Origin of the sequence: Herminiimonas contaminans (assembly GCF_015645465.1) — a bacterium.
GTDB classification, from domain to species: Bacteria; Pseudomonadota; Gammaproteobacteria; order Burkholderiales; family Burkholderiaceae_D; genus Oxalicibacterium; species Oxalicibacterium contaminans.
Window position 1 is genome coordinate 47,294 of record NZ_JADOEL010000002.1, and the last position, 26,005, is coordinate 73,298.

Here is a 26,005-nt window from a genome sequence, read left to right on the forward strand (position 1 = left end):
GCCCTATTCTGTTTCACCTTTGCGCAACCATGCTGCCAATTGATGCGGACGCAAGCCATCGTACTCTTCAAACGGCTGATGTATCCACGGATTGTGCGGCAAATAGTCGAGATAGAAATCCGGCTCTACAGATGAGCAAGCTTTGTACCAGATGACGGCAGATTTCACTTCTGTCACTGCGGGGAATTTTTCGGAAAGATGACGCTGTACTTGTTCCAGCGTTACTCCGGAATCGACCAGATCGTCGACCAGCAATACCTTGCCACCCAGAGTTCCGTTTGTAATCGTGATGTGTTTCGCGATATCCAGCGAGCCCTGCTCTTTACCCGCATCTTCGCGATATGAGCTGGTCGACAAAATCGCCAGCGGCACATTGAAGATACGTGAGAACACATCGCCGGGGCGGAGACCGCCACGCGCCAGGCATAGTACCTGGTCAAATTCCCAACCCGACTCGTGCACGAGCAGAGCCAGGCGTTCGATTGCTTGGTGATAGGCTTCCCATGTCACCCATAGATCTTTATCGCCTGATTCTGGCATCTTGCAACTCGTCGGACTAAGTAGTTTTTATTTGAAAGGATGACGCAATACGATAGTTTCTTCGCGGTCTGGACCGGTCGAAATCATATCGATAGGCACACCAACCAGTTTTTCGATGCGATCGATGTAAGCACGTGCATTTGCAGGCAAGGCTTCCAGTGTTTTCGCACCAACTGTGGTTTCTTTCCAGCCTGGCATTTCTTCGTAGATAGGTTCGCAAGCGGCTGCATCTTCTGCGCCGACCGGGAAGATATCGACTGTTTTGCCATTCAGTTTGTAACCGGTGCAGATACGCAGCGATTCCAAGCCATCCAGCACGTCGAGTTTGGTGAAGCACATACCGGTCACGCCGTTGATCTGCACCGAACGTTTCAGCAAAGCTGCATCGAACCAGCCACAACGACGGGCACGGCCGGTAACGGTACCGAATTCGTGGCCGACTGTTGCCAGGTGTTTGCCAACGCCTGCATCAGTAGGCAATTCCGATGGGAATGGGCCCGAACCGACACGTGTGGTGTAAGCCTTGGTGATACCCAACACATAGTGCAGCATGTTAGGACCAACACCGGAACCGGTGGAGGCATTACCTGCCACACAGTTACTCGAGGTGACGTATGGATAAGTACCGTGATCGACGTCGAGCAAGCTACCTTGCGCGCCTTCGAACAAGAGGTTGGCACCAGCGTTATACGCTGCGTACAGTGCGCTCGATACATCGCCGACCATAGGCTTCAGGCGTGGCACATCGGCCAGCGCATCATCCAGGGTTTTTTGATAATCGATGGCTGGAACCTTGAGATAATGCGACAACACGAAGTTGTGGTAATCGAGGTTTTCCAGCAGTTTTTCTGCGAAACGTTTTTCGTTCAGCAAGTCAGCAGCGCGAATGGCGCGACGTGCAACTTTGTCTTCATATGCCGGGCCGATGCCTTTACCGGTGGTACCGATTTTTGCATCGCCGCGTGCGACTTCACGCGCCACGTCGAGTGCGGTGTGGTACGGCAAGATGATAGGACAGGCTTCCGAAATCTTCAGGCGCGACGGGACTTCCACACCGATCGCTGCCAGCTTGTCGATTTCACGCAATACGTCAGGTACCGACAAGACCACGCCGTTACCGATGTAGCATGCGACGCCTTCGCGCATGATGCCGGAAGGGATCAGTTGCAATGCGGTTTTATGACCGCCGATCACCAGTGTGTGGCCGGCGTTGTGGCCGCCCTGGAAGCGCACTACACCTTGCGCGTGATCTGTCAGCCAGTCGACGATCTTGCCCTTACCTTCATCGCCCCATTGGGTACCGACAACTACAACGTTTTTTGCCATGCTTTTTGTTGACATCACTTAACCTAAATTTTTGATAATCCAGTTTCCATCTTCAAGTACGAGTACGCGGTCGCACTCAAACTCGTCCTGATCGTTTTCATAGCCGGGCAAGCTTTGTATCACTACTTCCCCTGCCTTGCGCAATGCAACTATCTTGGTGCGCAATGCTGCTTCGCGGCCCCAAGGCGCACGAATTGCGCGCTTGCGTTCCGCTACTGGCAATAAGCGCGCCAGTTCGCGTAAATCCATAGAGAAACCAGTCGCCGGACGGGCACGTCCAAACGCTTCGCCGACGTGGTCGTAACGACCGCCACGCGCGACAGCATTCGGCAAGCCCGGCACATAAATCGCAAACATCGCACCGCTCTCGTACTGATAGCCACCGAGGTCGGCCAAATCTATCGTCACGTTCGCTTCGCCCGCGAGGCTGGCCAATGCCGCCAGCTCATCCAGCGCCTTGGTAATACCCGTCAAAGCCGGCAATTCCTTGCGCGCGCGCGCCAGCACCGTGACGTCGCCATACAGGCTAGGCAAGGCGAGCAAAGCACGGCGTGACTCTTCACCGTAAGCAGCTGTTATCTCCTGCAGCGCCGGAACATCTTTGGCGCGGAGCAAAGTATACAGTGCCGACTCGTCTTTTTGCGCATTTGCGTCATTTTCGATGATCGCCCGCAACACGCCGACGTGGCACAAATCCAGCCTTACCTGGGTAAAACCAGCCAAAGCCAGCGATGCCAGCGCCAATTCCTGGATTTCCGCATCCGCCTCCAGCCCAGCATGGCCGTATATCTCAGCGCCGATCTGCAAAGGCTCACGAGTAGCGTGCAAACCGTTAGGACGGGTATGCAGGACGCTACCGGAATAGCACAGGCGGGTAACCGAAGCACGGTTGAGCAAGTGGGCATCTATGCGCGCCACCTGGGTAGTCATGTCTGCACGCAGGCCCAGCGTACGGCCGGACAGCTGGTCGACCAGTTTGAAGGTGCGCAAATCCATGTCATGTCCGGCACCAGCCAGCAATGAGTCCAGATACTCCAACATAGGTGGCATGACAAGTTCGTACCCGTACAGGTGGAAGTTGTCGAGAATGACACGACGTAGTTCTTCAATTTTGCGCGCTTCAGACGGCAAAACATCAGCAATATTTTCAGGCAGCAGCCAGTTGGGCATGACGGGAAACGAAAAAGTCAGAAAAAGGAATTGGGATACAGCGTACGGCAGGCTTATATCAGCTAGGCAGAGGTCGCCCGCACGCGGGCCGTTTCTGCCAGGAATTTGTTTTAGTTGCGTTTATGCATATAAATAGCCGCCACAAAAAAAGAACTGCATGAAGTGATGGTTGATCACTTCATGCAACTATGCTTACTTCGCTTGCACGACGCGGTTTATTTCTTCGCGCCCGCTCCGCTCGATGCCGGGTTTTTAAAATACTTGAAAAACTCGGAGTTAGGATCGATCACGAGCATGTCGTTACGTGTTTTAAAGCTGGCACGATACGCTTCGAGGCTACGGTAAAACTTATAGAACTCTGGGCTTTGACCAAATGCCTGCGCGTAGATTTGCGACGCTTTGGCATCGCCTTCACCACGGATCTGTTCAGCATCACGGTACGCTTCAGCCAGGATAACGGTACGCTGTCTGTCAGCATCCGCACGAATCTTTTCAGATTCCGCAGCACCAGTCGAACGCAATTCGTTGGCGACACGTGCACGCTCAGACTTCATACGGTCAAACACCGAGTTATTGATCTGGTCAACATAGTCAACACGCTTGAGGCGGACATCAACGATTTCAACGCCGATCTGTTTCGCTTCTTCGGTGACTTTCTTTTGGATGCCGTCCATTACCTTGCCGCGCTCACCCGAAATCACTTCACGCACAGTACGTTTGGTAATTTCTTCGTTCAGCGAAGCCTTGACGATTTGCGCCATACGGTTTTGCGCGCTGCGTTCGTCACCGCTAAAACTGACGAAGTACAAGCGTGGATCCACGATACGCCATTTAACGAAGGCATCAACCAGGATGTTTTTCTTTTCCGCAGTGATGAAGCGATCTGCATCCGGCGTATCCAGAGTCAGAATGCGTTTATCCAGGAATACGACGTTCTGGAACGGTGGCGGCAATTTGAAATGCAAGCCAGGTTCACTGATAACGGTCTTGACTTCACCCAGTGCAAACACAATCGCGTACTGGCGTTGATCAACCACAAACAGGGTCGACGACAAAGCGATGAAGCCGATAACCGCAACGATGACATAAGAGATCAGGCGATTCATTATCGTACCTCCCGATCACGCGAACTACGGCTATCTCGGCTCCTCGACTCCTGTGCTTCCAGTGCAGCCGTATCCGGTGCACTTGTAGACGAGGTAGCAGGCGGTCTGATCGCACCGACATCCGCTGCGGCACCGGCAGGTGCTGCAGACTGGGAAATCAACTTATCGAGCGGCAAATAAATCAGGCTGTTATTACCTTTTGAATCGACCATAACCTTAGTAGTGCTAGAGAAAATTTTCTGCATCGTTTCGAGGTACATACGATCCCGGGTCACGGCAGGCGCTTTTTGATACTCAACCAAAACCTGTTTGAAGCGCGACGCTTCACCCTGCGCATTCGCGGTCACACTGGAACGATATGCTTCCGACTCCTGCAGCAGACGCGAAGCCGCACCGCGTGCACGTGGAATCACGTCATTCGCGTAAGCCTGGCCTTCATTCTTTTGACGTTCGCGATCCTGCCCTGCCTTAACCGCATCATCAAACGCAGCCTGTACTTGTTCAGGTGGTTGTACGCCCTGCATCGTGACGTTGGTAATCTGTACGCCAGACTTGTAACGATCAACGATTTGCTGCATCAACTGGCTGCTGTCGAAAGCGATTTTTTCACGGCCTTCGTACAGGACGAAATCCATCTTGCTGCGGCCGACCACTTCACGAATCGCGGTCTCAGCAACCTGCTTGACCATTTCTTCCTGTTCACGATTGTTGAAGACCCAATCGGAAGCGTTTTTCAATGTGTATTGCACGGCGAACTGGATGTCGATGATGTTTTCATCTTCAGTCAGCATCAGCGATTCCTGCTGTTGCTTGTTCTTGACGTTGCCGCGATAGCCGACTTCAACCGTACGTACTTGCGATACGTTGACGATTTCATGGCTTTGAATCGGGGTCGGCCAGCGCCAGTTGAAACCGGCTGGCGTCATGTGGCTGTATTTGCCGAAAGTCATGACCACGCCGGTCTGACCTTCCTGCACGATGAAGAAACCGCTGACCAGCCACAGGAATGCGACGATACCAGCAATGATAGCTGCGCCTATGCCGGCACCGCGCATGTCGGGCTTGAAACCACCCATGCCGCCACCGGAAGAATCGCCGCCATTACCGCCGCCGCCATTTTTCCGGTTGCCGAAGATACCGCTCAGGCGCTGATTAAAATCACGCCACAATTGATCGAGATCAGGCGGACCGTCATTCGGGCGCTTGTTATCCTGATTTTTATTATTGTCATCGGACCCACGACCCCAACGCGGGTCATTGAGCGAAAACTTCAAACCAAATTTTTTAAGTAGGGAAACGAGCATTCTTTTGCGGTCCGGGCTGAAAAATAATGGGTTGGAAGGCCAAGTAAATACTTATACGTTGACGTCGTCAGATGCAACTAGTGATACATCTTCTAATCCAGCGGCGCGCTCCTGCGCACATTCGGCTATTGCTTCTCGCAATAGATCCAATCCGCTTCCAGTCTGGGCACTAATAAAAACACGACGAATTTTATCATATTCATCACGCTCCAAAGCAGGTTCCAGACCGGCAGCGTCAATCTTGTTCCAAACCAGAATCTGCGGGATATGATCAGCGCCGATTTCACGCAAAACCATATTCACCTGCTCTATCTGTTCCATCCGGACCGGGCTGGCACCATCGACTACGTGCAACAGCAAATCCGCATGGATGGTTTCTTCCAGCGTAGCGCGAAAAGCAGCAACCAATTGATGCGGCAATTCGCGGATAAACCCGACCGTATCGGAAATAACCACATTCCCGGCTTCGCCCAAATAAATCCGACGCGAAGTCGTATCCAAGGTAGCGAACAACTGATCAGCTGCCAATACCCTGGTTTTAGCCACGGCGTTAAACAAGGTCGATTTCCCGGCATTGGTATAACCGACCAGCGATACTGAAAATGCATTATTACGACCACGCGCACGACGCTGGGTAGCATGCTGCTTGTGCAGCTTATCCAGCTTGGCGCGCAAGGCCTTGACCCGTACACCCAACAAACGCCTATCTGTTTCGAGCTGGGTTTCACCTGGTCCGCGCAGACCGATACCGCCCTTTTGCCGTTCCAAGTGAGTCCAACCGCGTATCAGTCGTGTCGACAAGTGTTGCAATTGTGCCAATTCGACCTGCACCTTACCTTCATGGCTTTGCGCCCTTTGCGCAAAGATATCCAGAATCAGGCTGGTGCGATCCACCACGCGCACCTTGAGATGACGTTCAAGGTTGCGCTGCTGCGCCGGCGACAGAGCATGATTGAAGATGACAATATCAAGCTCGTGGTCGACGACCGCATCAGCGATTTCATTTGCTTTACCCGAACCGACAAACAAGGCAGCGTCCGGACTGGAACGCTTGCCAGTGATCGTCATGATCGGATCGGCACCTGCCGATCTGGAAAGAAGGGAAAGTTCTTCGAGGCTTGCAGCGAAATCGCCTTTGCCAAAATCAAGGCCTACCAGTACTGCGCGCATATTAAAACTGCGCCCACAACTGGGCGGCGTATAAATTATTCAGCTTCTGATTCAAGGCTCAGGTTCACGGCACGTGCAGGAACAACGGTGGAAATTGCGTGTTTGTACACCATTTGGGTGACGGTATTACGCAAGAGGACGACGTATTGATCAAAAGATTCGATATGACCCTGGAGTTTGATGCCGTTAACGAGGTAGATCGAAACGGGAACATGCTCTTTGCGCAAAGCATTGAGGAATGGGTCTTGTAACAGTTGCCCTTTGTTGGTCATGACAGCTCCAGTGTGTTGTTGTGTTTAAGAGGTTGAGGCATCTTGCTATTTTTCAAGTGTTCTAACCATTGGAATGTAATCGATTTCTGGCATTTTCGCCAAATCGCTTATTTTTCCGAACGCGAGAAAGGATTCTTACCAGAACGTAACTCGATACGTAGTGGAGTCCCGACAAGCGAAAAAGTTTCTCGGAAATGCTTTTCCAGGAAGCGTTTGTAGTTTGCATCGATCGCTTCCAGCGCATTACCGTGAATGACAACAATCGGCGGATTCATGCCGCCCTGATGCGCATAGCGCAATTTAGGACGGATGGAGCCCTTGCGCCGCGGCTGCTGATGCTCGACCGCTTCGATCAGAGCGCGCGTCAACTTAGGCGTAGACAGGTTGGTCATAGCGGCAGCATAAGCACTATCGACAGATTTCATCATCGGACCGATGCCGCTCGATTTCAGGGCCGACACAAAATGTGTTTTTGCAAACGAAAGGAAATTCAGCTTGCGCTCCAGATCCATCTTGATCGCATCACGGCGGTCAGTCGTCAGGCCATCCCATTTATTCACACCGATGACCAGCGCACGGCCGGACTCCAGGATAAAGCCGGCGATGTGCGCATCCTGCTCGGAGATATCCTGCTGGGCATCCAGCAAGAGCAACACAACATTCGCTTCGGAAATCGACTGCAGGGTTTTGACCACCGAGAATTTCTCGATCGCTTCAAATACCTTGCCGCGACGACGGATACCGGCAGTATCGATCAGCGTGTAATGTTTGCCGTCGCGCTCGAACGGAATCTCGATCGAATCACGGGTCGTACCGGGCAAATCGAATGCGATGACGCGTTCTTCGCCCAGCAAGGTGTTGACCAGTGTTGACTTACCGACGTTAGGACGGCCCACGATAGCCAGCTTGATGCTTCTGTCGTTCGAGGCAGGTGTTTCTTCTTCCGGTGGGCGTTGCGCGAACGCGATGTCCAGTGCTTCTTCGACCAGGTCGGCAACACCGTCACCATGCGCGGCCGAGATTACATACGGATCACCCATGCCCAACTCATAGAAGTCGGCAGTGACCGTGGTGTACTTCATGCCTTCAGCCTTGTTCACGACCAGCATCACGGAACGACCTGATTTACGCAGGAAGTCAGTGATGGTTTTATCGTGCGGCGTCAGGCCTTGACGACCGTCAACGATGAAAATCACGACGTCAGCTTCAGCTACCGCCTGTTTCGTCTGCTTGGCCATTTCGTGCATGATGCCTTCTTTGGCAACAGGCTCGAAACCACCCGTATCAATTACCAGGAACGGACGTTCGCCCACACGGCCTTCGCCGTAGTGCCGGTCACGCGTCAAACCCGGAAGGTCAGCGACCAACGCATCACGCGACCGGGTTAGTCGGTTGAATAGCGTGGATTTGCCGACGTTAGGTCGACCTATAAGTGCAATAACCGGCTTCATCAAATGTTTTACTCGGCTGCGATCGCAACCACTGTTCCTGATTGAGTTTGAAAAATAAGATTCGCATCGGTGCGAACTGGTACGCCGACTATCGGGCTACCATCAGTGTTCACACGTGCCAATAACAAGCCATTGTCTTTCGAAAAGAAATGGATATAACCCTGGTAATCGCCAACCGCTACTGCACGGCTGGATGAAATCGGGGTCGACAGGCGGCGGTTTTTCAACTGCTCGTTCTGCCAGATGCTGGTGCCGGTATCGCGGGCAAATGCCTGCACGATACCGCGTTCATTCGCAGCATACACTGCACTGCCATCGACATCGACGCCGACATCGCTGGAGAAAGCTTTACCCCAGCGCGGTGTGCCGCTGACGGTATCGAAGCAGGCGATACGGCCTTGGTACGATACTGCGCACACATCACGGCCAGCGACATACGGCGAACCGGAAATATCAGCAATGCGTTCCAGTTCAGTCGTACCGCGTGGATCACCCACTGCAACTTCCCAGCGTGGCGCGCCAGTGCTCAGTGCCACTGCCAGCAAGCGACCACCGGCCAGGCCGATGTAAGCATTGCCATTTGCAATGGAGATACCAGGCGAGGTACGCAGCGTCAATGGCGGCGCAGTGCGTTGGGCAAACCATTTACGGGTACCGGTTTCTGCATCATAGGCGACGACACGATTGTCCAGGCTGCGGATGACGACAGTGTCCAGACCAACTGCTGGTGTCGACAGGATCTCGCTGCTGGCTTGTGCTTTCCAGCGCAGTTTGCCCTGGTTATCAAACGCCAGTACGACACCCTTCTCACCTGCGACCACGATAGTCTGGCCATCGCTGCCGACACCAGAAGTCAAAGGCATGCCTGCATTGATGCGCCACAAGGACTGACCATTGGTTGCATCCAGGCGGGTAATGGTGCCGTCCGCTGCTGCAGTATAGAGATCGTTACGCACCAGTACTGGCGAGAATGCATAGTTTCCTGCTTTGCCGACCGATGCAGTCCACGCAGTGCGAGCAGTCATGGTTTGCTTGAACTCAACCAGCGGCGCAGGCGTATTGCGCGTCGATGGCTTGCTGGCAAACGGATTCATCGATGACAGGAACGAGCATCCGGCAGTAGCCAACAACAGGCTGGCTGACAGTACTTTTAATGCGATTCGATACTTCTGCATTTCTTTTCCTTTAAGCTTTTATGCTGCTTTTTTAACCGGTGCACCACCGATGGCATCCAGCTTGATCTGGATCAGCTGGCGTGCAGGATTCTTGGCATCTGTTTTGTCCAGCGCGGTCTGATATGCGACACGTGCTTCATCCAGCTTGTTTTGCGCTACCAGGATGTCGCCTTTGCGATCGCTGACCACATTCGCAAACTGCGCAGGGAATTCACCCGCCAACACTTTCAGGCCTTCGTCGTATGCTTTTTCATCCAGCAGGATGCCAGCAAGGCGGACTTTCGCAACAGCCTTGTATTCGTCGCTGTTACCTTTGTCTATCACCCATTGCAATTGCGTTTTCGCGGTTTTGAAATCATTCGAATCAAATGCCGACTTGGCCGCTGCCAGCGCACTCATTTGCGCGTAAGCAGTACCAGCAAACTTGGCTTCCATGTCAGTCGCTGCGCGCTGCACTTTTTCCTTGTCTTGCGCGGCTACCGCTTTTTGCAGCTCTTCATACAATTGCGCTGCCTGCGTCGCCTGGCTACGCTGGTAAGCACCCCAACCTGCCCACGCTGCATAAGCACCAAGGACGATGATGAGTACCCAGGTAACGATGTTGCCGTACTGATTCCACCAGGATTTAAGAGTAGCTAATTGTTCTTGCTCTGCGTGATCGTATGCCATGATGGTCCAAGTTTAATGATGATAATGTACGTGTTCGTCGTGCGCATGGTCATGCGCACCAACGATCTGATCAACCAGGTAATCCGCGATGCCTTCGAATGGCACACTGGCTTGATTGCCAGCCGCTTCGGCGTTGCGCATTTCCTTGACGACTGCCGTGCCCTGCGCAATTTCGTCTTCACCGATAATCACGGCATAAGCAGCACCGCTGCCATCCGCGCGTTTCATTTGCGATTTGAAGCTACCGATACCGGTCGCTGCCGCGCAATGCAATACCACATCGAGTCCGGCGTCACGCAAACGTTCCGCCACAACGGAAGCCTGCAGTTGCGCTTCCTCGCCCTGATGCACGATATAAACGTCGCATTGATTCGGCGCAAACTGCTCGCCACTTGCTTTCATCAATTCCAGCAAGCGCTCCACGCCCATCGCGAAACCGCAGGCCGGAGTCGGCTTGCCGCCAAACATTTCAACCAGCGGATCATAACGGCCGCCGCCGCAAACGGTACCTTGCGAACCGAGTTGATCGGTGACCCATTCAAACACGGTGCGATTGTAGTAATCCATACCGCGTACCAGACGCGGATTGATGGTGAACGGAACCGCATTGTGACGCAGTATCTTTTGTACTCCCTCAAAGTGCGCACGCGACTCTTCGCCCAGGTAGTCGAGCAGCTTAGGTGCCGCGTTGACCATATCCTGCATGGTTGGATTTTTGGTATCCAGAATGCGCAAAGGATTGCTGTGCAAGCGCTTCTTCGCTTCTGCATCCAGCAACGCTTCATTCTTTTCAAAATACGCGATCAGGTCGGCGCGGTGCTTGTTGCGCTCCTCGGCATTACCAATAGAGTTCAACTCAAGGCGCACATCCTGCAAACCGAGATCGTCCCACAGACGCTGGCACATCATGATCAGTTCTGCATCGATATCCGGACCAGCAAAGCCGATTGCTTCTGCACCGATTTGATGGAACTGGCGATAGCGGCCACGTTGCGGTCTTTCATGACGGAACATCGGACCCGCGTACCACAGGCGTTTCGGACCGTCATAAGTCAGGTTATGTTCGAGCGCAGCACGTACGACGCCAGCAGTGCATTCAGGACGCAAAGTCAGCTGGTCGCCATTCATGGAATCGGTGAAGGAATACATTTCCTTCTCGACGATGTCGGTCACCTCGCCCAAGCCACGTGCAAACAATGCGGTCGGCTCGACGATAGGTGTACGGATCTGTTGAAAACCATAGCTCTTGAGCACAGTGTGCACAGTGTTTTCAAACAATTCCCACAAAGGCGCATCGGCCGGGAGAATGTCATTCATTCCCTTTACGCCGACAATTTTTTCTGTTTTCTTGGTATCTGACATTTATTTTTAAAGACTTATTTTCTACAACTTGTTGAGTGCGGCGTCTGCAAATTAAGCAGCGCTGGTTTTTTCTTTACCGTAATGGCTCTTCACATAATCGAGCACGATTGCGTGGAATTCTTCGGCAATATTGTCACCGCGCAGAGTCACGGTTTTTTCACCGTCAACGAATACCGGCGCCGCTGGCGATTCACCGGTACCAGGCAAACTGATGCCGATGTTGGCATGCTTGGATTCACCCGGGCCATTCACAATGCAACCCATGACTGCGACGTTCATCGCTTCCACGCCCGGGTATTCCTTCTTCCATACCGGCATCTGATCGCGCAGATAGGTTTGTATGCCGTCTGCCAGTTCCTGGAACACAGTCGAAGTCGTACGACCACAACCCGGGCATGCAATCACCATAGGCGTAAATTTACGCAAGCCCATGGTTTGCAAAATTTCCTGTCCCACCACAACTTCCTTGGTGCGATCACCGCCTGGTTCCGGCGTCAGCGATATACGTATGGTGTCGCCTATGCCTTCCTGCAGCAGAACCGACAGTGCAGCAGTCGAAGCAACGATACCCTTGCTGCCCATCCCGGCTTCAGTCAGGCCGAGGTGCAACGGATAATCACAGCGACGCGCCAGTTCACGATAGACCGCGATCAAATCCTGCACGCCAGACACCTTGCACGAGAGGATGATGCGATCACCGGCCAGACCAACTTCTTCCGCGCGCTTCGCGTTCTCTATCGCCGATGTCACCAATGCTTCATACATGACGGCTTGCGCACTCCATGGTGTCGCGCGTGCCGCGTTTTCATCCATGATGCGTGCCAGCAGTTCCTGATCCAGGCTGCCCCAGTTCACGCCTATGCGTACTGGCTTATCAAAGCGGCACGCGGTTTCTATCATTTGCGCGAACTGCGTATCGCGCTTATTACCCTTGCCGACATTACCCGGATTGATGCGATATTTCGCCAGCGCTTTCGCGCATTCCGGATAGTCATTTAATAATTTGTGACCGTTGTAGTGGAAGTCGCCAACCAGCGGCACCACGATATCCATCTTGTCGAGTTGCTCGCAAATTTCCGGCACTGCTGCAGCAGCTTCCGGCGTATTCACGGTGATGCGCACCATTTCCGAACCGGCGCGCGCCAATTCCTTGATCTGGATCGCAGTACCGATGACGTCCGCAGTATCGGTATTGGTCATCGATTGCACCACTACCGGCGCGTCTCCGCCTATGCGAACTTCACGACCGCCATAACTGACTACCGCTATACGGCTTTGGCGACGCGTAACTGGGCCGGTAGCTATCGGATTGGATGACGACATAAGTGCTTTATTTCAAATTCAATCGGGCAACGTTGCTGCTGTTTCCAGTCACCACATCGACCGGCGCGCCACGCAAGGTGACATCGACACCTGCGGCGTTACCAATAACGACCGAAACCGGACCGGTAACGGCAACTGCTTCAGAGCTACCTGCTTTCAATAAGCGCGACAGCAGCACATTATTGTCAGCGCCTTTAATTTCTACCCAGGAATCCTCGCGCACATTGATCGCCAGGGCATTCTTGCTGTCGACCGGAACAACTGGTTTGGCTACCGCGGCAACCGGTGCTGGTTTTACTACCGGTGTCGCTGCCGGTGCTGCAGGCGTCGTTGCTGCTACGGCCGCAGGCGCGGCACTGACTGGTGCAGTCGCGGCTGGTGCAGTTGGCTTCGCAGCCACGGCAACCGGCTCAGCCGCAGGCTTGGCAGCCTCCACGGGTTTTACTTCAGCTGGCTTGCTTTCAGCCACGCTGGTTTCTGTAATTTCTATCGGTGGCGGCACTTCTACTACGGCTCCCGCAGGTGTATCCGACAATTCTATCGGTGCCAGTTTTTCTTCTACTTTGGCCGGCGAGCCCAAAGTGCTGTGCGATAACCAACCCATGTGCTGACCGGCATACGCCAGCAAACCCAGCACTACCAGGATGCCACCGCCGAGCACGACCTTCGAATTCAGGCCACGCGAATTCGACGACAACAATTTGGTTTCAGAAAACGAAGCAGACAGCGGGCTGCGCTCAGGCGGCAAAATCGCAGGCTCTGCCTTATCTTCCTTGATCGCGGCCAGGATAGGCGCAGGATCTACACGTAATACCTTGGCATACGAACGGATGAAACCACGTACGATGACCATGCCAGGCAAGGCTGCATAGTTATCTTCTTCCAGTGCCTGGATCTGACGGCTGGCCAGGTTCAACTGATTCGCGACCTGCTCTACCGTCCAGCCACGCTCTTCGCGCAAGGCAGCCAGCTGCGTACCGGCGGAAATCACCGGCTCAGGTTGCACTGCTTCTTGCGCTGGTTCCGGGACCGCATCGTTCATAGTTTCATTCACAGGCACGTCATTACTCATTAAAGGCTCCACGCTGATAGGCAGCAAACTCAGCCGAGTCCGGATAACGGCGGCGCAATTGCGTCACGAGGCTGTTTTCTGCGGCGCGATCGCCCACCTTGCGTTCAATTTTGATTGCTAACCACAACACTTCCGCGCTCAGCACATCTGCTTTAGTCACGCGATTAATATAAAACCGGGCACGCTCCAGATCACCACGCTCATAATTCAGACGCGCCAGATTGGTACTGGTCGTCAGGTTGCCGGGATCAAGGCGAAATGCTTCATTAAAATAACGATCTGCGGCAACCTTGTCCTTCAGGATCAGGCTGCAGGTGCCAGCGTTATTCAGCGCTTTGGCAGGAGACTGATACGTCTTGCTGCGCAAGGCTGCTTCGAAATAGGGAATGGACTGGTTCGCACGTCCGTTCTGACACAGGAACCAACCATAGTTATTGCTCAAGTCCGGATCATTCGGTGCCAGGCGCAGCGCACGCGTGAAATTCTCTTCAGCCTGACGAGCCTCACCCTGATCCATGTAAATCAAGGCGGCCATGCTATACGCATCAGCCAGATTAGGATCGGTTTGCAAAGCCAACTTCACTTCGTCCAGCGCCACATTCAACTGGCCTTGCTGGTAGTAGCCTATCGCCAGTTGCAAGCGTATACGGGCACGCTTTTGATTATCTGTTTTATCGAAACTGGTAGCCAGTTCACTATCAGGTGCTACAGCAGGTTTAGCGGCGCAACCCAACAACAGGATTGCAGATAACAGGGACATACCCAACCAAGCCGACCGACGTGCTGTCATCAAGATGAAATCTCCACAATACGACCGAAATTCTTGCCAAATTTTTCCTGGTACTCCGCCATTTTCTTCATGCGGTCCTGTACCCGTGTACGGTCTTGCACTTCACCTGCCAGTTGGCCGCATGCGGCATCAATGTCATCGCCACGCGTCTTGCGCACAGTAGTCACGATGCCTGCATCCATCAACACCTGTGCGAAGGCTTTGATGCGTGGATTCTGCGAGCGCGTCAAACCCGACTCAGGAAATGGATTGAACGGAATCAGATTGAATTTGCACGGCACATCTGCCTGACGCACGAGGGCGATCAGCTCACGTGCGTGCTGGTCGCTATCGTTGACGCCGTCCAGCATGCAATATTCGAAGGTAACAAAATCACGCGGCGCGAATTCCAGATAGCGCTTGCAGGCAGCCATCAATTCCACCAGCGGATATTTTTTGTTCAGTGGCACCAGGCCATCGCGCAAGGCATCGTTCGATGCGTGCAGCGATACTGCCAACGCGACTGCGCAATCCTGCGACAGCTTGTCTATCATCGGTACCACGCCGCTGGTCGACAGCGTCACACGGCGACGTGACAAACCATACGCGTTATCGTCCAGCATCAGCTTCAATGCGGTGACGGTAGGTTCATAGTTCAGCAAAGGTTCGCCCATGCCCATCATCACCACGTTGGTGATCTGGCGCTCACCTTTAGGGCCAGGCTCTATGCCTTTGGTACGACGTAATTCAAACTCGGCCATCCACAGTTGGCCTATGATTTCGCCAACCGAAAGATTCCGGTTAAAGCCCTGCTTGCCGGTCGAACAGAAACGGCAATTCACCGCGCATCCAGCTTGTGTCGAAATACACAGCGTGCCACGGTTTTCTTCAGGGATAAATACTGTTTCGACTGCATTGCCCTGCCCCACATCGACCAGCCACTTGCGGGTGCCGTCGGCGGAGGTGTGATCGGAAATCACAGCGGGTGCAGCGATGATCGCGCGCGTAGCGAGTTTGTCACGCAGCGATTTAGCCAAATCGGTCATCGCGTCAAAATCGCTGGCGCCGAATTGGTGTATCCAGCGTTGCAATTGCTTGGCGCGGAACGGCTTCTCACCCAACTCGCCGCAGTAAGCGATGAGTTGCGCAGGATCCAGATCCAGCAGATTGGTGAGAGTCGTCATAAAAACACTTTTTGCTTCTGTCTGCCTGTCGCCTGAACCGCAGTGGCTGGCGACGGACAGAATTTCAAATTAACGCGAATAAACGTTCAGCGCTGGGAAGAAGTAAGCGATTTCAACTTTCGCTGTTTCTTCTGCGTCGGAACCGTGTACGGCATTTGCGTCGATCGAATCAGCGAAATCAGCACGGATGGTGCCTTTTTCTGCTTTCTTCGGATCGGTTGCGCCCATCAGGTCGCGGTGCTTGATGATAGCGTTTTCGCCTTCGAGCACTTGGATGATCACAGGACCGGAGATCATGAAGTCGACCAGGTCTTTGAAGAAAGGACGTGCGCTGTGCACAGCATAGAAACCTTCTGCCTCAGCACGCGACAATTGCGTCATGCGAGCAGCGACGATTTTCAGGCCTGCGCCTTCGAAACGGCTATAAATCTGACCGATTACGTTTTTTGCTACTGCATCCGGTTTAATAATCGACAGTGTGCGTTCGATTGCCATCTGAAAAACTCCAATAAAATGAAAGGGTTAAGACAAAATTCTGATATTTCAACTAACCTTTAATTCTACCATGAAAGCCCCACCTACTTGAAGCAGAAACAAGAGCTTTTAAATGTGAAGATAGCGTTAAGAACAGAACCGTTTATACTATGAGCATGTCAAGAACCTGCTTGGCAACAACTCGAGCTTGATATTTACCTGGAGAAACCATGAGCAATTTACAGCAGACCTTAGCGTCTACCTATGACACCACGGCGGTACGCCATCGCGTCTTGCGCAATACATACTGGCTGCTCGCCCTTTCCATGATCCCTACCGTGCTGGGCGCCTGGATAGGCGTACAGTTCAAATTCGCCTTCTTCTCGGGCAGCCCATTCATGGGGATGATTATCTTTTTGGCAATTGCATTCGGTTTCTTTTATGCAATTGAAAAAACCAAAAATTCCGGCCTGGGCGTTGCCCTGCTGCTGGGCTTCACCTTCTTCATGGGCTTGATGCTGTCGCGCCTGATCGGTCACATCCTCGGCTTTGCCAACGGCACTGCACTGATCATGACCGCTTTTGGTGGTACAGCTGCGATTCTTGCAACGATGGCATCGGTAGCGACCGTTTCCAAACGTGATTTCAGCGGCCTCGGCAAATGGCTGTTCATGGGCGTGCTGGTAATCATCGTTGCCGCAATCGCAAATATCTGGCTGCAATTGCCAGCTTTGCAACTAACCATCTCGGTGGTGGCGATCGGTATTTTCTCTGCCTTCATCTTGTATGATGTACAACGCATCATCAACGGCGGCGAAACCAACTACGTTACTGCGACCCTGGGCATTTACCTGAGCGTCTACAACATCTTCTCCAATTTGCTGGCACTGCTCGGCATCTTTGGTGGCGAACGCGACTGATAAACTTTCAGTGCAATAAACAAAAAGCCGACTTTTCAGTCGGCTTTTTTATTCCTGCAGCTTGCTCACGGATGTTTACGCCGTCGCTGCCGGTGTTGGACGGAGTTCGAATACCGCCATCGATTCCACGTGCGAGGTATGCGGGAACATATTGATTACGCCCGCATTCTTCAAATCGTACTGCCCTTCGTTGACCAAAACAGCAGCGTCGCGTGCCAGCGTCGATGGATTACACGAGACGTAGACGATACGACTCGGCAGCAGATCCGGACGGCTCTTACCCATTTCAGACAAGGCCTCACATACAGCCAGCGCGCCATCACGTGGCGGATCGATGAGCATGCGATCGAATTTACCCAGCTCGACAAAATCCTCTGCTTTCGCCTCAAACAGGTTGCGACAATAAAACGAGGTTTTATCTGCCAGGCCATTCGCCGTGGCGTTTTCCAGTGAACGCTCAGTCAGTGTCGTGCTGCCTTCTATACCGACGACTTCACGCGCTTGTGTCGCAATCGGCAAAGTGAAGTTACCCAATCCGCAGAACAAATCAGCAATACGATCCGTCGGCTGCGCATCCAGCAAACGCAAGGCACGCGCGACCAAAACGCGATTGATTTGATGATTGACCTGTGTGAAATCCGTTGGCTTGAACGGCATCTTCACGTTGAATTCCGGCAGCGCGTAGTGCAGATTATTTTCCGTCGGATAGTACTGATAAGCGCTATCCGGGCCAGCCGGTTGCAACCACCATTGCACCTGGTGCAGGTCGGCAAAAGCCTTTAACTTCACTTCGTCATCAGCTGTCAGCGCTGTCATGATGCGCAAAACCATGGCCGTGACTTTTTCTTGCGCCCCCTGGCCTATCGCCAATTCGATTTGCGGCAAATCATCAATGATAGAGAGCGATGCGATCAATTCACGCAGCGGCATCAGCATAGCCGACACATGCGGCGGCAGGATTTCGCAAGTCTTCATGTCGGTAATGAACGACGATTTGCGCTCATGGAAACCGACCAGCACGCCACCCTTTTTCACCACATTTCGCACTGAAATACGGGCGCGATAACGATAGCCCCAGGTCGGTCCGTGGATAGGACGCAGCATGGTTTCTGCCTTGACCTTGCCTATGTGCTTGAGGTTGTCTTCCAGTATCCGCTGCTTCAATGCGACCTGCGCGCTCGGCTCCAGATGCTGCATGGAGCAACCACCGCAAACACCGAAATACGCGCATTTAGGCTTGGTACGCAGCGACGATTCCTTGATCAGCGACATCATTTTTGCCGCTTCCCAATTCGGTTTTTTACGATAGGAAGAATAGACGACGCGCTCTTTCGGCAATGCACCTTCGACGAAAACGACTTTACCCGGCGTGCCATCCTCATTCTGCAAATGGCCGACACCGCGTGCTTCCATGTCGAGGGATTCGATATCAATAATGGTTTGCTGCATAGGGACTAATTCAGAATCAAGCGCGTAAGCGGATCAAGAGCATAAGCAACTTGCGTTAAATGGGATAAAGAAAGCGAAGGCGGATGATATCAAACTGCGGCACCTTAGCGCCGTATTCCACTCATTTTGTCGCGTATTTGGGCAATACTAGAGCAAGGAGTCCTTGCCGACCCCGGTGCGCGTAAGTGAGCGTTTCAGCTTGACCAATGCCTCTTGCTGGATCTGGCGCACGCGTTCACGAGTGACATGCATTTCGGCTGCCAGCGCTTCCAGCGTCGCTGGATCGTCATTGTCCAGGCCAAAGCGACGGGTGATGACCAGTCGCTGCTTATCAGGTAGTTTTTCCAGCCAATCATGTACCAGCACCGTCATTTCATTGTGCTCGGCCAGTGCATCCGGATCATTCGCATGATCGCCCTGCAGCAAATCCATCAGGCTGGATTGCGGATCACCGTCCAGCGGCGCATCCAGCGAAGTCGCATGTTCGGACAGCGCCAGGATATCCTGCACGTCTTCCACACTGCGGTCGACCAGATGGGCAATGTCTTCAGCGGTCGCATCCTTGCCATCATGATGCTGAGCTTCAAGGTGGAATTTGGCGCGCAAGGTTTGATTCAGTTCGCGCACCACATGTACCGGTAAACGCACGGTACGCGCCTGGTTCATGATCGCGCGCTCTATGCTTTGGCGTATCCACCAGGTGGCATAGGTAGAAAAACGAAAACCACGTTCCGGTTCGAATTTGTCGATCGCCCGCATCAGGCCCAGATTGCCTTCTTCGATCAGGTCCAGCAGGATGACGCCGCGATTGATGTAGTGTTTGGCAATGGAAACAACCAGACGCAGGTTGTGTTCTATCATTTTCTGGCGCGCAGCGAAGTCACCTTGCTTGGCCAGCGTTGCGTAATGTACTTCCTCCGGTACCGTCAGCAAAGGACGGGTACCGATCTGATTCAGGTAATGCTGGGTTGCATCCGTTGACAGCTCGGTTGCGAGGACCTTCTTGAGCTCATCGATACCGGCCACTTCTACCGGTGCAACACGCTCCACCAATTCGACAGCATCACCCTCTTCATCGCTGATGTCGGATTTCTCCGCATCATCGTCGGATTGCAGCGAGAGCTCGGACGACAGTGCATCCGAGTTTTCATCATCTTCTGCGTGAACGTCGTGCTTGCGTGTCATTAGCGATTATCGGCTCGGTAAGAACTTCGATGGATCGACCGGTTTACCCTGCTGTCGAATTTCAAAATGCAATTTCACGGAGTCTGAATCGGAATCACCCATTTCCGCAATTTTCTGTCCTTTATTGACATTTTGTCCTTCTTTTACAAGGATAGCCTTGTTATGCGCATAAGCGGACAATAAATTGCTGGTGTGCTTGACGATAACCAGGTTGCCATAGCCGCGTATGCCACTACCCGCGTACATAACCTTACCTGCTCCGGCCGCCATCACGGCCTGTCCGGATTTACCGGCAATATCCAGGCCCTTGCGACCATCATCGAAAGTACCGACTACCTTGCCTTCTGCAGGCCACATCCAGGACACGCTGTCATCGTCCGTCGCCAGAGCTACCGGTGCTGCAGGTTCGGTAGGCGCTGCCGGTTTGGCAGTGGTAGTAGCGGCAGGAGCAGCCGCTTGCGCGCTATCTGGTTTTTGCATTTCGGCTAAAGTCGCATCCGAATATGGACGCTTCTCGCCACGTGGGCTGGTTTTATTTGTCGCTGTCGTGCTAGCTGTTGTGGTCGAAGGCGGCCCCAGCGGACGGCTTTCGACGCCCGACGAACTGGCTATGGACCCGATTTGCGCACCACCGCTACGTCCAGATGCGGAATCCGGCGGTGCCACGCGCAATACCTGTCCGACCTTAATATCGTTCGGATTGGCCAGGTTATTCCAGGCTACGATTTCACTATAGCTTTGACCAAAATCCAGCGCGATGCGATACAGCGTATCGCCCTTTCTTACGGTATATGTTGTACGGTCTTCGACCGCCGCTTTCGGCGGGGTGGTACCACCGATCCGACGCTCACTGACCGGCGCCGAGTTCTGGGTAGAACTACAGGCGCTGAGTAAGCCGACCAGCGATATCAGGAATATCTGTCGAGTTGTGTTTATTCTCATTACGTTCAATTATTCTTTAGCGATGTTGTGCAGTGTGGGCTAAGTTACGGTACCTGGACGGAGCGGCACAAAATGGCAATCCTCCAGCGTCGAACTTTTCCATTCAAATTTGCTGACGCGTTCTATCAGCTGTAACACCTGATGACGCTCGCCAACCGGGGCGACCAGACGCCCGCCTATAGTCATTTGTTCCAGCAGAGCCTGCGGCACTTCCAGTCCGGCCGCAGCCAAAATGATGCCATCAAATGGGGCCGCCTGGGGTAGGCCAAGCATACCATCTCCGTAATGCAAGCGGATATTTGCAACCCGCATAGGCCGCAAATTGGCTTTTGCCAATTCATGCAAACCCTTGATTCGTTCAATGGAATAGACTTCCTTGGCCACCAGGGACAGAACCGCAGCCTGATAACCGCAGCCGGTTCCGATTTCCAGCACACGATTGAGTACACCACCCTGCTGATTGTTCCGCATAACTTCAATCATTCTTGCCACGATGTAGGGCTGCGAGATGGTTTGATGATAACCAATTGGCAACGAAGCATCGATATAAGCCTGGCTGGCAAGTGCCGGTTCCATGAATAAATGACGTGGCACCGCGTCCATCGCCGCCAGCACCTTGCTGTCTTTTACCCCTTGCTTGGCTACGCGCGCCGTCATCGCCTTGCGTACGGATTCCGACACCAGCGGGGTAGCACGTTCCGCTGCTACCGGCGCAGCAGCTGTCTTGCGCGGTACTTCGACGGGGCGGGTCGGAGTCACAACACGTTTACTGTGTTGGGAGGCATTCAGGGTCGCGGTTTGTGGCGTCACCACCTTGCGCTGTGGTTCTGCCCTGACGCCATTACGCGGCGTTTTCTCGGCTAGCGAGGATAGGGATAAAGGAAAGCGCTTGCTTTTGTCGGTCATACCAAAACCTTCTTCAAGGCTTCCAGTTGCGCCGTATGCGTCAAATCAATTTGCAACGGTGTAATCGATACATGGCCCAACGCTGTGGCGTGGAAATCCGTGCCCTCGCCGGCGTCTTTTTGCCCACCACAGGGACCTATCCAGAAAATGTCACGACCATGTGGGTCCTGCGCCTTGATTACCGCTTCCGACTGATGCCGTTTGCCGAGGCGGGTTGCCACTGGTGGTTTTATTTGTTCGTATGGCAGGTTGGGAATATTGACGTTCAGCAGGAACGGCTTGCCGTACGTATCGAAGCGACGTTCGACGATATCGCGCGCGACCCGCGCAGCTGCATCAATCTGATCCCAACCCTTGTTGACTTGTGAAAACGCTATGGCCGGAATACCGAACAGATAACCTTCAGTTGCCGCCGCCACGGTGCCTGAATACAGGGTGTCGTCCCCCATATTTTGCCCCTGATTAATGCCCGAAACGATCAGATCCGGCGGCTCCGACATAATCCCTGTCAGCGCAATATGGACGCAATCCGATGGTGTGCCATTGATGAAATAAAATCCATTCGCCGCCTGGTAGACGGACAAAGGACGATCAAGGGTCAGGGAATTGGAACTGCCGGAGCGATTGCTGTCTGGAGCTACCACTACGATATCGGCAATTGCTGCCATCGCATCGGCCAGGGCAATCAGCCCCGGAGCCAGGTAACCGTCATCGTTACTGATAAGGATTTTCATCCCTGAATTTTACCTGAAGCAAGCGCCGCTGCCGCATAAGCTTGCCGCTCAATTCAGATAAATTCTGTGCGCTTCAGGCTTCGTCCGTTTGCACGGATTGTTCTGGAATCCCGGTCGCCGCATCGATCGCGCTAAAGAACTCCTGCACCACCGCCAGTTCGCGAGTCCGCTTGAATGGCGGCAGGCTTTGCCAGATGCGCTTGCCATAGGGCTTGGAAATCAGGCGCGGATCACAAATCATCAGCACGCCCTTATCTCGTTCGTCGCGGATCAGGCGACCCGCCCCCTGCTTCAGGTTGATGATTGCAGCGGGCAACTGATGGTGCATAAAGCCATTCAAGCCCTTGCGCTCCAGTGCTTCAATACGCGCCGCCAGCACCGGATCATCCGGCGGTGAAAATGGCAGCTTGTCGATAATGACGACAGACAAGGCATCGCCGCGCACGTCCACACCTTCCCAGAAACTCTGGCTGCCTATCAGGACTGCGTTCCCGGCAGCGCGGAAACGATCCAGCAATTCGGTACGCCCAGCCTCGCCTTGCACCATTAATGGGAATGGCAGCTTGCGTCGCTCAAACTCTTCACGCAGGCGCTCGGCCGCACGATTGACTGCGCGTATCGTGGTGCAGAGCAGGAAGGCACCGCCACCAGCCGCTTCGATCACCGGCAAAGCCGCATCAATCACGGCATCGGTGTACTCAGGTGAATTCGGCTGCGGCAAGGTGTTCGGCACATAGAGCAAACCCTGTTCGCCATATTCGAACGGACTGGGCCAAGATTGTGCTGGTTCGTCCCACAACCCCATTTGCGCGCTGTAGTGATTGAAATCGTTCTTTACTGCCAACGTAGCGGACGTGAAGATCCAGCTGCGCGGCACACCCTCGCGCTGCTTATTGAAAATCGGTGCGATGGATAAAGGTGTCCGGTGTAATTGCAGCGAAGTCGAATACGCCTCCACCCACAATACGCTTTCCTGGCCAAGGATGACTTCTTCGGTCTGCGGCTTATTCCATGCGTCCAGCCGCATCGCCAGTTCCAGCGCCCGCACCCGACATTGTTCTATCGTATCTGCGCGCTCAGCCTGCTTTTGCAGGACGGCGATCATGTTATCGAGCTGCTCTTTTAGTGTTTCCAGCGCTGGAAAAAAAGCGCTCGACGGTGCGATCTGGTTGACTGCCAGGCGCACAATGTCTTGCGGGAAGGTCAGGCGCAGATCACGGGCTGCACGCTCAACAGGTGTCACCGTAGCGGCCCAGTCAGCGCCATCACGTGCATGCGACAAGCCTTCAGCCAGCACATCACGGCACAGTTCCAGTACTTGCGAGGTTGAAATCGTGTCGCCGAAGAAGAGTGTCGCGGTGTCCGGCAACTGATGCGCCTCATCGAAAATAATTGTATTGGCCGACGGCAGCAGTTCCGCCACGCCGGTGTCCTTCAGCGCCACATCAGCGAAGAACAAATGATGGTTAACCACCACCACATCGGCCTGCTGCGCTTCCTTGCGCGCCTTCATTACAAAACAGTCCTGGTAGTACTGACACTCGGCTCCCATACAGGTATCACGGGTCGAAGTCACCAAATTCCAGATGGAAGCTGTTTCTGGTACTTTCGACAATTCCGCCTTATCGCCGGAACTGGTGGTTTTCATGAAGCGCGAAATCTCACGCAGATGACCGACGTCGTCGCGCGAAGTCAGGCGACCATTTTGCAGGGTGCGTTCCAGATGGAAGTGACAGACGTAATTGGCCCGTCCTTTCAGCAAGGCTACCGAGACCGGTGCGTTCAAGGCTTTGCGTACGCTGGGGATATCGCGCAAGTAGAGCTGATCCTGCAAGTTTTTGGTACCGGTCGAGACGATCACCTTGCCGCCCCACAGCAGCGCAGGCACCAGATAGGCAAAGGTCTTGCCGGTACCGGTACCGGCTTCCGCGATCAGCGTCGTTTGATGGGAGATGGCATGCGCAATCGCCTTGGCCATCTCAGTCTGTGACTGGCGCGGCCGAAAAGAGCCGACCGCATGGCCCAGCGGGCTATTAACACCAAACAGCTGATCGATCTCGGCATCGTGTGTGGCGGCTACAGGCAATGCAGAAGGTTCGTCGATCAAAATAACTGTCTAGCTATAAACGTTGGGAATGGGGAAACAAGCGCACATCAACACATCAGTGCGACTGCTGGCAGGAATCAGGCAGGGATATCCGGAATCAATTGCATTTTAAGCAAGGTGATATTGTCTTTCAGCTGCAACTTCCGTTTCTTCAGACGGCGCAATTGTAACTCTTCATGGCGGCCGTCACGCACCATCATCTCAATCACGGCATCCAGGTCCCGGTGTTCCACTTCCAGTTCGACTATACGTTGATGAAGAAGAGCGTGCGCAGTGTTCATAGTCATATCTTGTCTGTCTTCTTGTCGATGAAACAATTCAAATTTCCAAGGCGGTCGCCAGTCAACCACCGTCCTTCAATTGTAAAAAATTCTTACAATTTTAAAAGCCCTGCTTTTACTTCCGCAGGACTCTGCATGCAATAATCAAACGCAACAATTCCTAGCCATAAGTTTAATCCACTAACACGCATGCGCCAATACGAGATAGAAGCAGGAACCGGCCAACACATAGGCGACCGCAGCGAACAGCAAGACCGGGTTGCCCTGTTTGCCGCGCCCAAGGCGCCTGGCTATATGTTAGCCGTCATTGCTGACGGTATGGGAGGTTTATCCGGCGGCGCCCTGGCGGCGGAGCAAGTCGTACGTAGTGCGCAACAGATTTTCGAACGTTTTTCACCGCTGACCGACAATCCGGAAGCTATCCTGCACACTATTGCAGACGAAGCCGACACCGTGATCAAGTTATCGGCCATGTCTTCCGACAAGAAACCGCACAGTACCGTAGTCTTGTTGATCATCACGCCACAAAACAGTGCAATCTGGGCGCATGTAGGTGATTCCCGTCTGTATTACTTCGATGGTCCGAATTGCATCAAGCGTACGATAGACCACACTTATCTGGAACAGTTAAAAGCCGAAAACAAGCTGGATGAAGCCAAAGCCAAGGACCCCTTGCTGGCCAACCTGCTGGTAAATGTACTCGGCAATAGCAACAATGAATTCAATATCAGCCTGAATCGCCGCGACGGCCTGAAGGCAGGCGATTCCTTCCTGCTGTGTACCGATGGCTTATGGTCTTATTTCAGCGATGCCGAACTGGGTGCGGCCATCGCGATGAATACGCCGCGCAAGGCTTCTGAAATGCTGATTGCCAACGCGCGTAAACGAGCTGTCGGTAGCAAAGCTGACAATTGCACTTTAGCCATAGTCAAACTGGTCAAACCAGCCAAGGAAGTCAAAGACTATACGATTAAAAAAATGCGCAGCGCGATTTAAAAACGATTCGAAAACGATTTGAAATTTTTACAAGCGGCGGACTAATTTGACCGCCCTGCTTGACGAAAGCTGCCACTACCCGTTAGCTTCTAACAAAGCGGGAAGATTCTTGAGCATA

25 protein-coding genes are annotated in these 26,005 nt (G+C 53.4%); 2 read left to right on the top strand and 23 right to left on the bottom strand.

The window, feature by feature from the left end; all coding sequences use genetic code 11:
* Window positions 1-3 precede the first annotated feature (3 nt).
* The 16 genes from IXC47_RS02595 to ndk all read right to left on the bottom strand — a co-directional run bounded on the left by IXC47_RS02595 (window position 4) and on the right by ndk (window position 16,388).
* On the bottom strand, window positions 4-540 hold the full coding sequence (locus IXC47_RS02595) for a phosphoribosyltransferase (RefSeq protein ID WP_124573852.1): 537 nt from the start codon (window positions 538-540) through the stop codon (window positions 4-6).
* A gap of 27 nt (window positions 541-567) precedes the next feature.
* On the bottom strand, window positions 568-1,881 hold the full coding sequence (locus IXC47_RS02600; protein ID WP_175625658.1) for an adenylosuccinate synthase: 1,314 nt from the start codon (window positions 1,879-1,881) through the stop codon (window positions 568-570).
* 3 nt (window positions 1,882-1,884) lie between these two features.
* Window positions 1,885-3,036: an ATP phosphoribosyltransferase regulatory subunit gene (locus IXC47_RS02605; protein ID WP_175625657.1), complete on the bottom strand. Its 1,152-nt coding sequence runs from the start codon at window positions 3,034-3,036 to the stop codon at window positions 1,885-1,887.
* A gap of 215 nt (window positions 3,037-3,251) precedes the next feature.
* Window positions 3,252-4,142: a protease modulator HflC gene (gene hflC / locus IXC47_RS02610; RefSeq protein WP_175625656.1), complete on the bottom strand. Its 891-nt coding sequence runs from the start codon at window positions 4,140-4,142 to the stop codon at window positions 3,252-3,254.
* Entirely contained in the window at window positions 4,142-5,446 is a 1,305-nt protein-coding gene (gene hflK, locus IXC47_RS02615) for an FtsH protease activity modulator HflK (RefSeq protein WP_175625655.1), read from the bottom strand. Before hflK ends, hflC begins: the two co-directional genes overlap by 1 nt.
* Before the next feature lie 51 nt (window positions 5,447-5,497).
* Window positions 5,498-6,616: a GTPase HflX gene (gene hflX / locus IXC47_RS02620; protein ID WP_175625654.1), complete on the bottom strand. Its 1,119-nt coding sequence runs from the start codon at window positions 6,614-6,616 to the stop codon at window positions 5,498-5,500.
* A gap of 35 nt (window positions 6,617-6,651) precedes the next feature.
* Window positions 6,652-6,888 carry an RNA chaperone Hfq gene (gene hfq / locus IXC47_RS02625; protein ID WP_012079975.1) on the bottom strand — a complete coding sequence of 79 codons (237 nt, stop codon included), beginning with the start codon at window positions 6,886-6,888 and terminating at the stop codon, window positions 6,652-6,654.
* Between the two features lie 107 nt (window positions 6,889-6,995).
* Window positions 6,996-8,339, bottom strand: coding sequence for a ribosome biogenesis GTPase Der (gene der, locus IXC47_RS02630; RefSeq protein WP_175625653.1), 1,344 nt, complete (start codon window positions 8,337-8,339; stop codon window positions 6,996-6,998).
* A gap of 8 nt (window positions 8,340-8,347) precedes the next feature.
* Entirely contained in the window at window positions 8,348-9,514 is a 1,167-nt protein-coding gene (gene bamB / locus IXC47_RS02635) for an outer membrane protein assembly factor BamB (protein ID WP_195874607.1), read from the bottom strand.
* A gap of 18 nt (window positions 9,515-9,532) precedes the next feature.
* Window positions 9,533-10,183, bottom strand: a complete 651-nt coding sequence (locus IXC47_RS02640; RefSeq protein ID WP_195874608.1) for a tetratricopeptide repeat protein — start codon at window positions 10,181-10,183, stop codon at window positions 9,533-9,535.
* A gap of 12 nt (window positions 10,184-10,195) precedes the next feature.
* Window positions 10,196-11,545 (bottom strand): histidine--tRNA ligase, encoded by a 1,350-nt coding sequence (gene hisS / locus IXC47_RS02645; RefSeq protein ID WP_195874609.1) that lies wholly within the window; start codon window positions 11,543-11,545, stop codon window positions 10,196-10,198.
* Window positions 11,546-11,596: 51 nt separating this feature from the next.
* Window positions 11,597-12,868 carry a flavodoxin-dependent (E)-4-hydroxy-3-methylbut-2-enyl-diphosphate synthase gene (ispG, locus tag IXC47_RS02650; RefSeq protein WP_124573843.1) on the bottom strand — a complete coding sequence of 424 codons (1,272 nt, stop codon included), beginning with the start codon at window positions 12,866-12,868 and terminating at the stop codon, window positions 11,597-11,599.
* 7 nt (window positions 12,869-12,875) lie between these two features.
* Complete coding sequence (locus tag IXC47_RS02655; RefSeq protein WP_195874610.1) at window positions 12,876-13,940, bottom strand: RodZ domain-containing protein; 1,065 nt, start codon at window positions 13,938-13,940, stop codon at window positions 12,876-12,878.
* Complete coding sequence (gene pilW, locus IXC47_RS02660) at window positions 13,933-14,730, bottom strand: type IV pilus biogenesis/stability protein PilW (RefSeq protein WP_175626086.1); 798 nt, start codon at window positions 14,728-14,730, stop codon at window positions 13,933-13,935. The genes IXC47_RS02655 and pilW overlap by 8 nt, the downstream gene beginning before the upstream one ends.
* Complete coding sequence (rlmN, locus tag IXC47_RS02665) at window positions 14,730-15,893, bottom strand: 23S rRNA (adenine(2503)-C(2))-methyltransferase RlmN (RefSeq protein WP_124573840.1); 1,164 nt, start codon at window positions 15,891-15,893, stop codon at window positions 14,730-14,732. Before rlmN ends, pilW begins: the two co-directional genes overlap by 1 nt.
* A gap of 69 nt (window positions 15,894-15,962) precedes the next feature.
* A complete protein-coding gene (ndk, locus tag IXC47_RS02670) occupies window positions 15,963-16,388 on the bottom strand; it encodes a nucleoside-diphosphate kinase (RefSeq protein WP_175625648.1) in 426 nt (141 codons plus the stop codon).
* Window positions 16,389-16,597: 209 nt separating this feature from the next.
* Here ndk and IXC47_RS02675 point away from each other — a divergent pair, with 209 nt between their 5' ends.
* The gene (locus tag IXC47_RS02675; protein ID WP_175625647.1) at window positions 16,598-17,287 is read left to right on the top strand and encodes a Bax inhibitor-1/YccA family protein; all 690 of its coding nucleotides are present in this window, start codon (window positions 16,598-16,600) and stop codon (window positions 17,285-17,287) included.
* Window positions 17,288-17,362: 75 nt separating this feature from the next.
* On the opposite strand, the gene rlmD is transcribed toward IXC47_RS02675, so the two are convergent.
* The 7 genes from rlmD to IXC47_RS02710 form a co-directional block, all read right to left on the bottom strand.
* The gene (gene rlmD, locus IXC47_RS02680; protein ID WP_195874611.1) at window positions 17,363-18,736 is read right to left on the bottom strand and encodes a 23S rRNA (uracil(1939)-C(5))-methyltransferase RlmD; all 1,374 of its coding nucleotides are present in this window, start codon (window positions 18,734-18,736) and stop codon (window positions 17,363-17,365) included.
* A 147-nt stretch (window positions 18,737-18,883) separates the two neighbouring features.
* The gene (gene rpoS / locus IXC47_RS02685; RefSeq protein ID WP_230089364.1) at window positions 18,884-19,921 is read right to left on the bottom strand and encodes an RNA polymerase sigma factor RpoS; all 1,038 of its coding nucleotides are present in this window, start codon (window positions 19,919-19,921) and stop codon (window positions 18,884-18,886) included.
* Between the two features lie 6 nt (window positions 19,922-19,927).
* Window positions 19,928-20,863 (bottom strand): peptidoglycan DD-metalloendopeptidase family protein, encoded by a 936-nt coding sequence (locus tag IXC47_RS02690; protein ID WP_195874612.1) that lies wholly within the window; start codon window positions 20,861-20,863, stop codon window positions 19,928-19,930.
* 39 nt (window positions 20,864-20,902) lie between these two features.
* The gene (locus IXC47_RS02695; RefSeq protein WP_195874613.1) at window positions 20,903-21,769 is read right to left on the bottom strand and encodes a protein-L-isoaspartate(D-aspartate) O-methyltransferase; all 867 of its coding nucleotides are present in this window, start codon (window positions 21,767-21,769) and stop codon (window positions 20,903-20,905) included.
* Window positions 21,766-22,503, bottom strand: coding sequence for a 5'/3'-nucleotidase SurE (surE, locus tag IXC47_RS02700; RefSeq protein ID WP_175625643.1), 738 nt, complete (start codon window positions 22,501-22,503; stop codon window positions 21,766-21,768). Before surE ends, IXC47_RS02695 begins: the two co-directional genes overlap by 4 nt.
* Window positions 22,504-22,576: 73 nt before the next feature.
* On the bottom strand, window positions 22,577-24,610 hold the full coding sequence (locus IXC47_RS02705; protein ID WP_195874614.1) for an ATP-dependent DNA helicase: 2,034 nt from the start codon (window positions 24,608-24,610) through the stop codon (window positions 22,577-22,579).
* 77 nt (window positions 24,611-24,687) lie between these two features.
* Window positions 24,688-24,891, bottom strand: coding sequence for a YdcH family protein (locus tag IXC47_RS02710; protein WP_175626084.1), 204 nt, complete (start codon window positions 24,889-24,891; stop codon window positions 24,688-24,690).
* A 189-nt stretch (window positions 24,892-25,080) separates the two neighbouring features.
* On the opposite strand from IXC47_RS02710, the gene IXC47_RS02715 reads away from it, so the two are divergent.
* Window positions 25,081-25,887, top strand: a complete 807-nt coding sequence (locus IXC47_RS02715) for a PP2C family protein-serine/threonine phosphatase (protein ID WP_195874615.1) — start codon at window positions 25,081-25,083, stop codon at window positions 25,885-25,887.
* Window positions 25,888-26,005 lie beyond the last annotated feature (118 nt).

Coding starts and splice junctions, on each gene's coding strand:
- IXC47_RS02595 (WP_124573852.1), bottom strand. CDS start 540: ATGCCAGAATCAGGCGATAAAGATCTATGGGTGACATGGGAAGCCTAT.
- IXC47_RS02605 (WP_175625657.1), bottom strand. CDS start 3,036: ATGCCCAACTGGCTGCTGCCTGAAAATATTGCTGATGTTTTGCCGTCT.
- hflX (WP_175625654.1), bottom strand. CDS start 6,616: ATGCGCGCAGTACTGGTAGGCCTTGATTTTGGCAAAGGCGATTTCGCT.
- IXC47_RS02640 (WP_195874608.1), bottom strand. CDS start 10,183: ATGGCATACGATCACGCAGAGCAAGAACAATTAGCTACTCTTAAATCC.
- surE (WP_175625643.1), bottom strand. CDS start 22,503: ATGAAAATCCTTATCAGTAACGATGACGGTTACCTGGCTCCGGGGCTG.
- hflC (WP_175625656.1), bottom strand. CDS start 4,142: ATGAATCGCCTGATCTCTTATGTCATCGTTGCGGTTATCGGCTTCATC.
- rpoS (WP_230089364.1), bottom strand. CDS start 19,921: ATGACACGCAAGCACGACGTTCACGCAGAAGATGATGAAAACTCGGAT.
- ndk (WP_175625648.1), bottom strand. CDS start 16,388: ATGGCAATCGAACGCACACTGTCGATTATTAAACCGGATGCAGTAGCA.
- IXC47_RS02695 (WP_195874613.1), bottom strand. CDS start 21,769: ATGACCGACAAAAGCAAGCGCTTTCCTTTATCCCTATCCTCGCTAGCC.
- rlmN (WP_124573840.1), bottom strand. CDS start 15,893: ATGACGACTCTCACCAATCTGCTGGATCTGGATCCTGCGCAACTCATC.
- pilW (WP_175626086.1), bottom strand. CDS start 14,730: ATGACAGCACGTCGGTCGGCTTGGTTGGGTATGTCCCTGTTATCTGCA.
- hisS (WP_195874609.1), bottom strand. CDS start 11,545: ATGTCAGATACCAAGAAAACAGAAAAAATTGTCGGCGTAAAGGGAATG.
- der (WP_175625653.1), bottom strand. CDS start 8,339: ATGAAGCCGGTTATTGCACTTATAGGTCGACCTAACGTCGGCAAATCC.
- hfq (WP_012079975.1), bottom strand. CDS start 6,888: ATGACCAACAAAGGGCAACTGTTACAAGACCCATTCCTCAATGCTTTG.
- rlmD (WP_195874611.1), bottom strand. CDS start 18,736: ATGCAGCAAACCATTATTGATATCGAATCCCTCGACATGGAAGCACGC.
- IXC47_RS02600 (WP_175625658.1), bottom strand. CDS start 1,881: ATGTCAACAAAAAGCATGGCAAAAAACGTTGTAGTTGTCGGTACCCAA.
- IXC47_RS02655 (WP_195874610.1), bottom strand. CDS start 13,940: ATGAGTAATGACGTGCCTGTGAATGAAACTATGAACGATGCGGTCCCG.
- ispG (WP_124573843.1), bottom strand. CDS start 12,868: ATGTCGTCATCCAATCCGATAGCTACCGGCCCAGTTACGCGTCGCCAA.
- IXC47_RS02710 (WP_175626084.1), bottom strand. CDS start 24,891: ATGAACACTGCGCACGCTCTTCTTCATCAACGTATAGTCGAACTGGAA.
- IXC47_RS02675 (WP_175625647.1), top strand. CDS start 16,598: ATGAGCAATTTACAGCAGACCTTAGCGTCTACCTATGACACCACGGCG.
- hflK (WP_175625655.1), bottom strand. CDS start 5,446: ATGCTCGTTTCCCTACTTAAAAAATTTGGTTTGAAGTTTTCGCTCAAT.
- IXC47_RS02715 (WP_195874615.1), top strand. CDS start 25,081: ATGCGCCAATACGAGATAGAAGCAGGAACCGGCCAACACATAGGCGAC.
- bamB (WP_195874607.1), bottom strand. CDS start 9,514: ATGCAGAAGTATCGAATCGCATTAAAAGTACTGTCAGCCAGCCTGTTG.
- IXC47_RS02690 (WP_195874612.1), bottom strand. CDS start 20,863: ATGAGAATAAACACAACTCGACAGATATTCCTGATATCGCTGGTCGGC.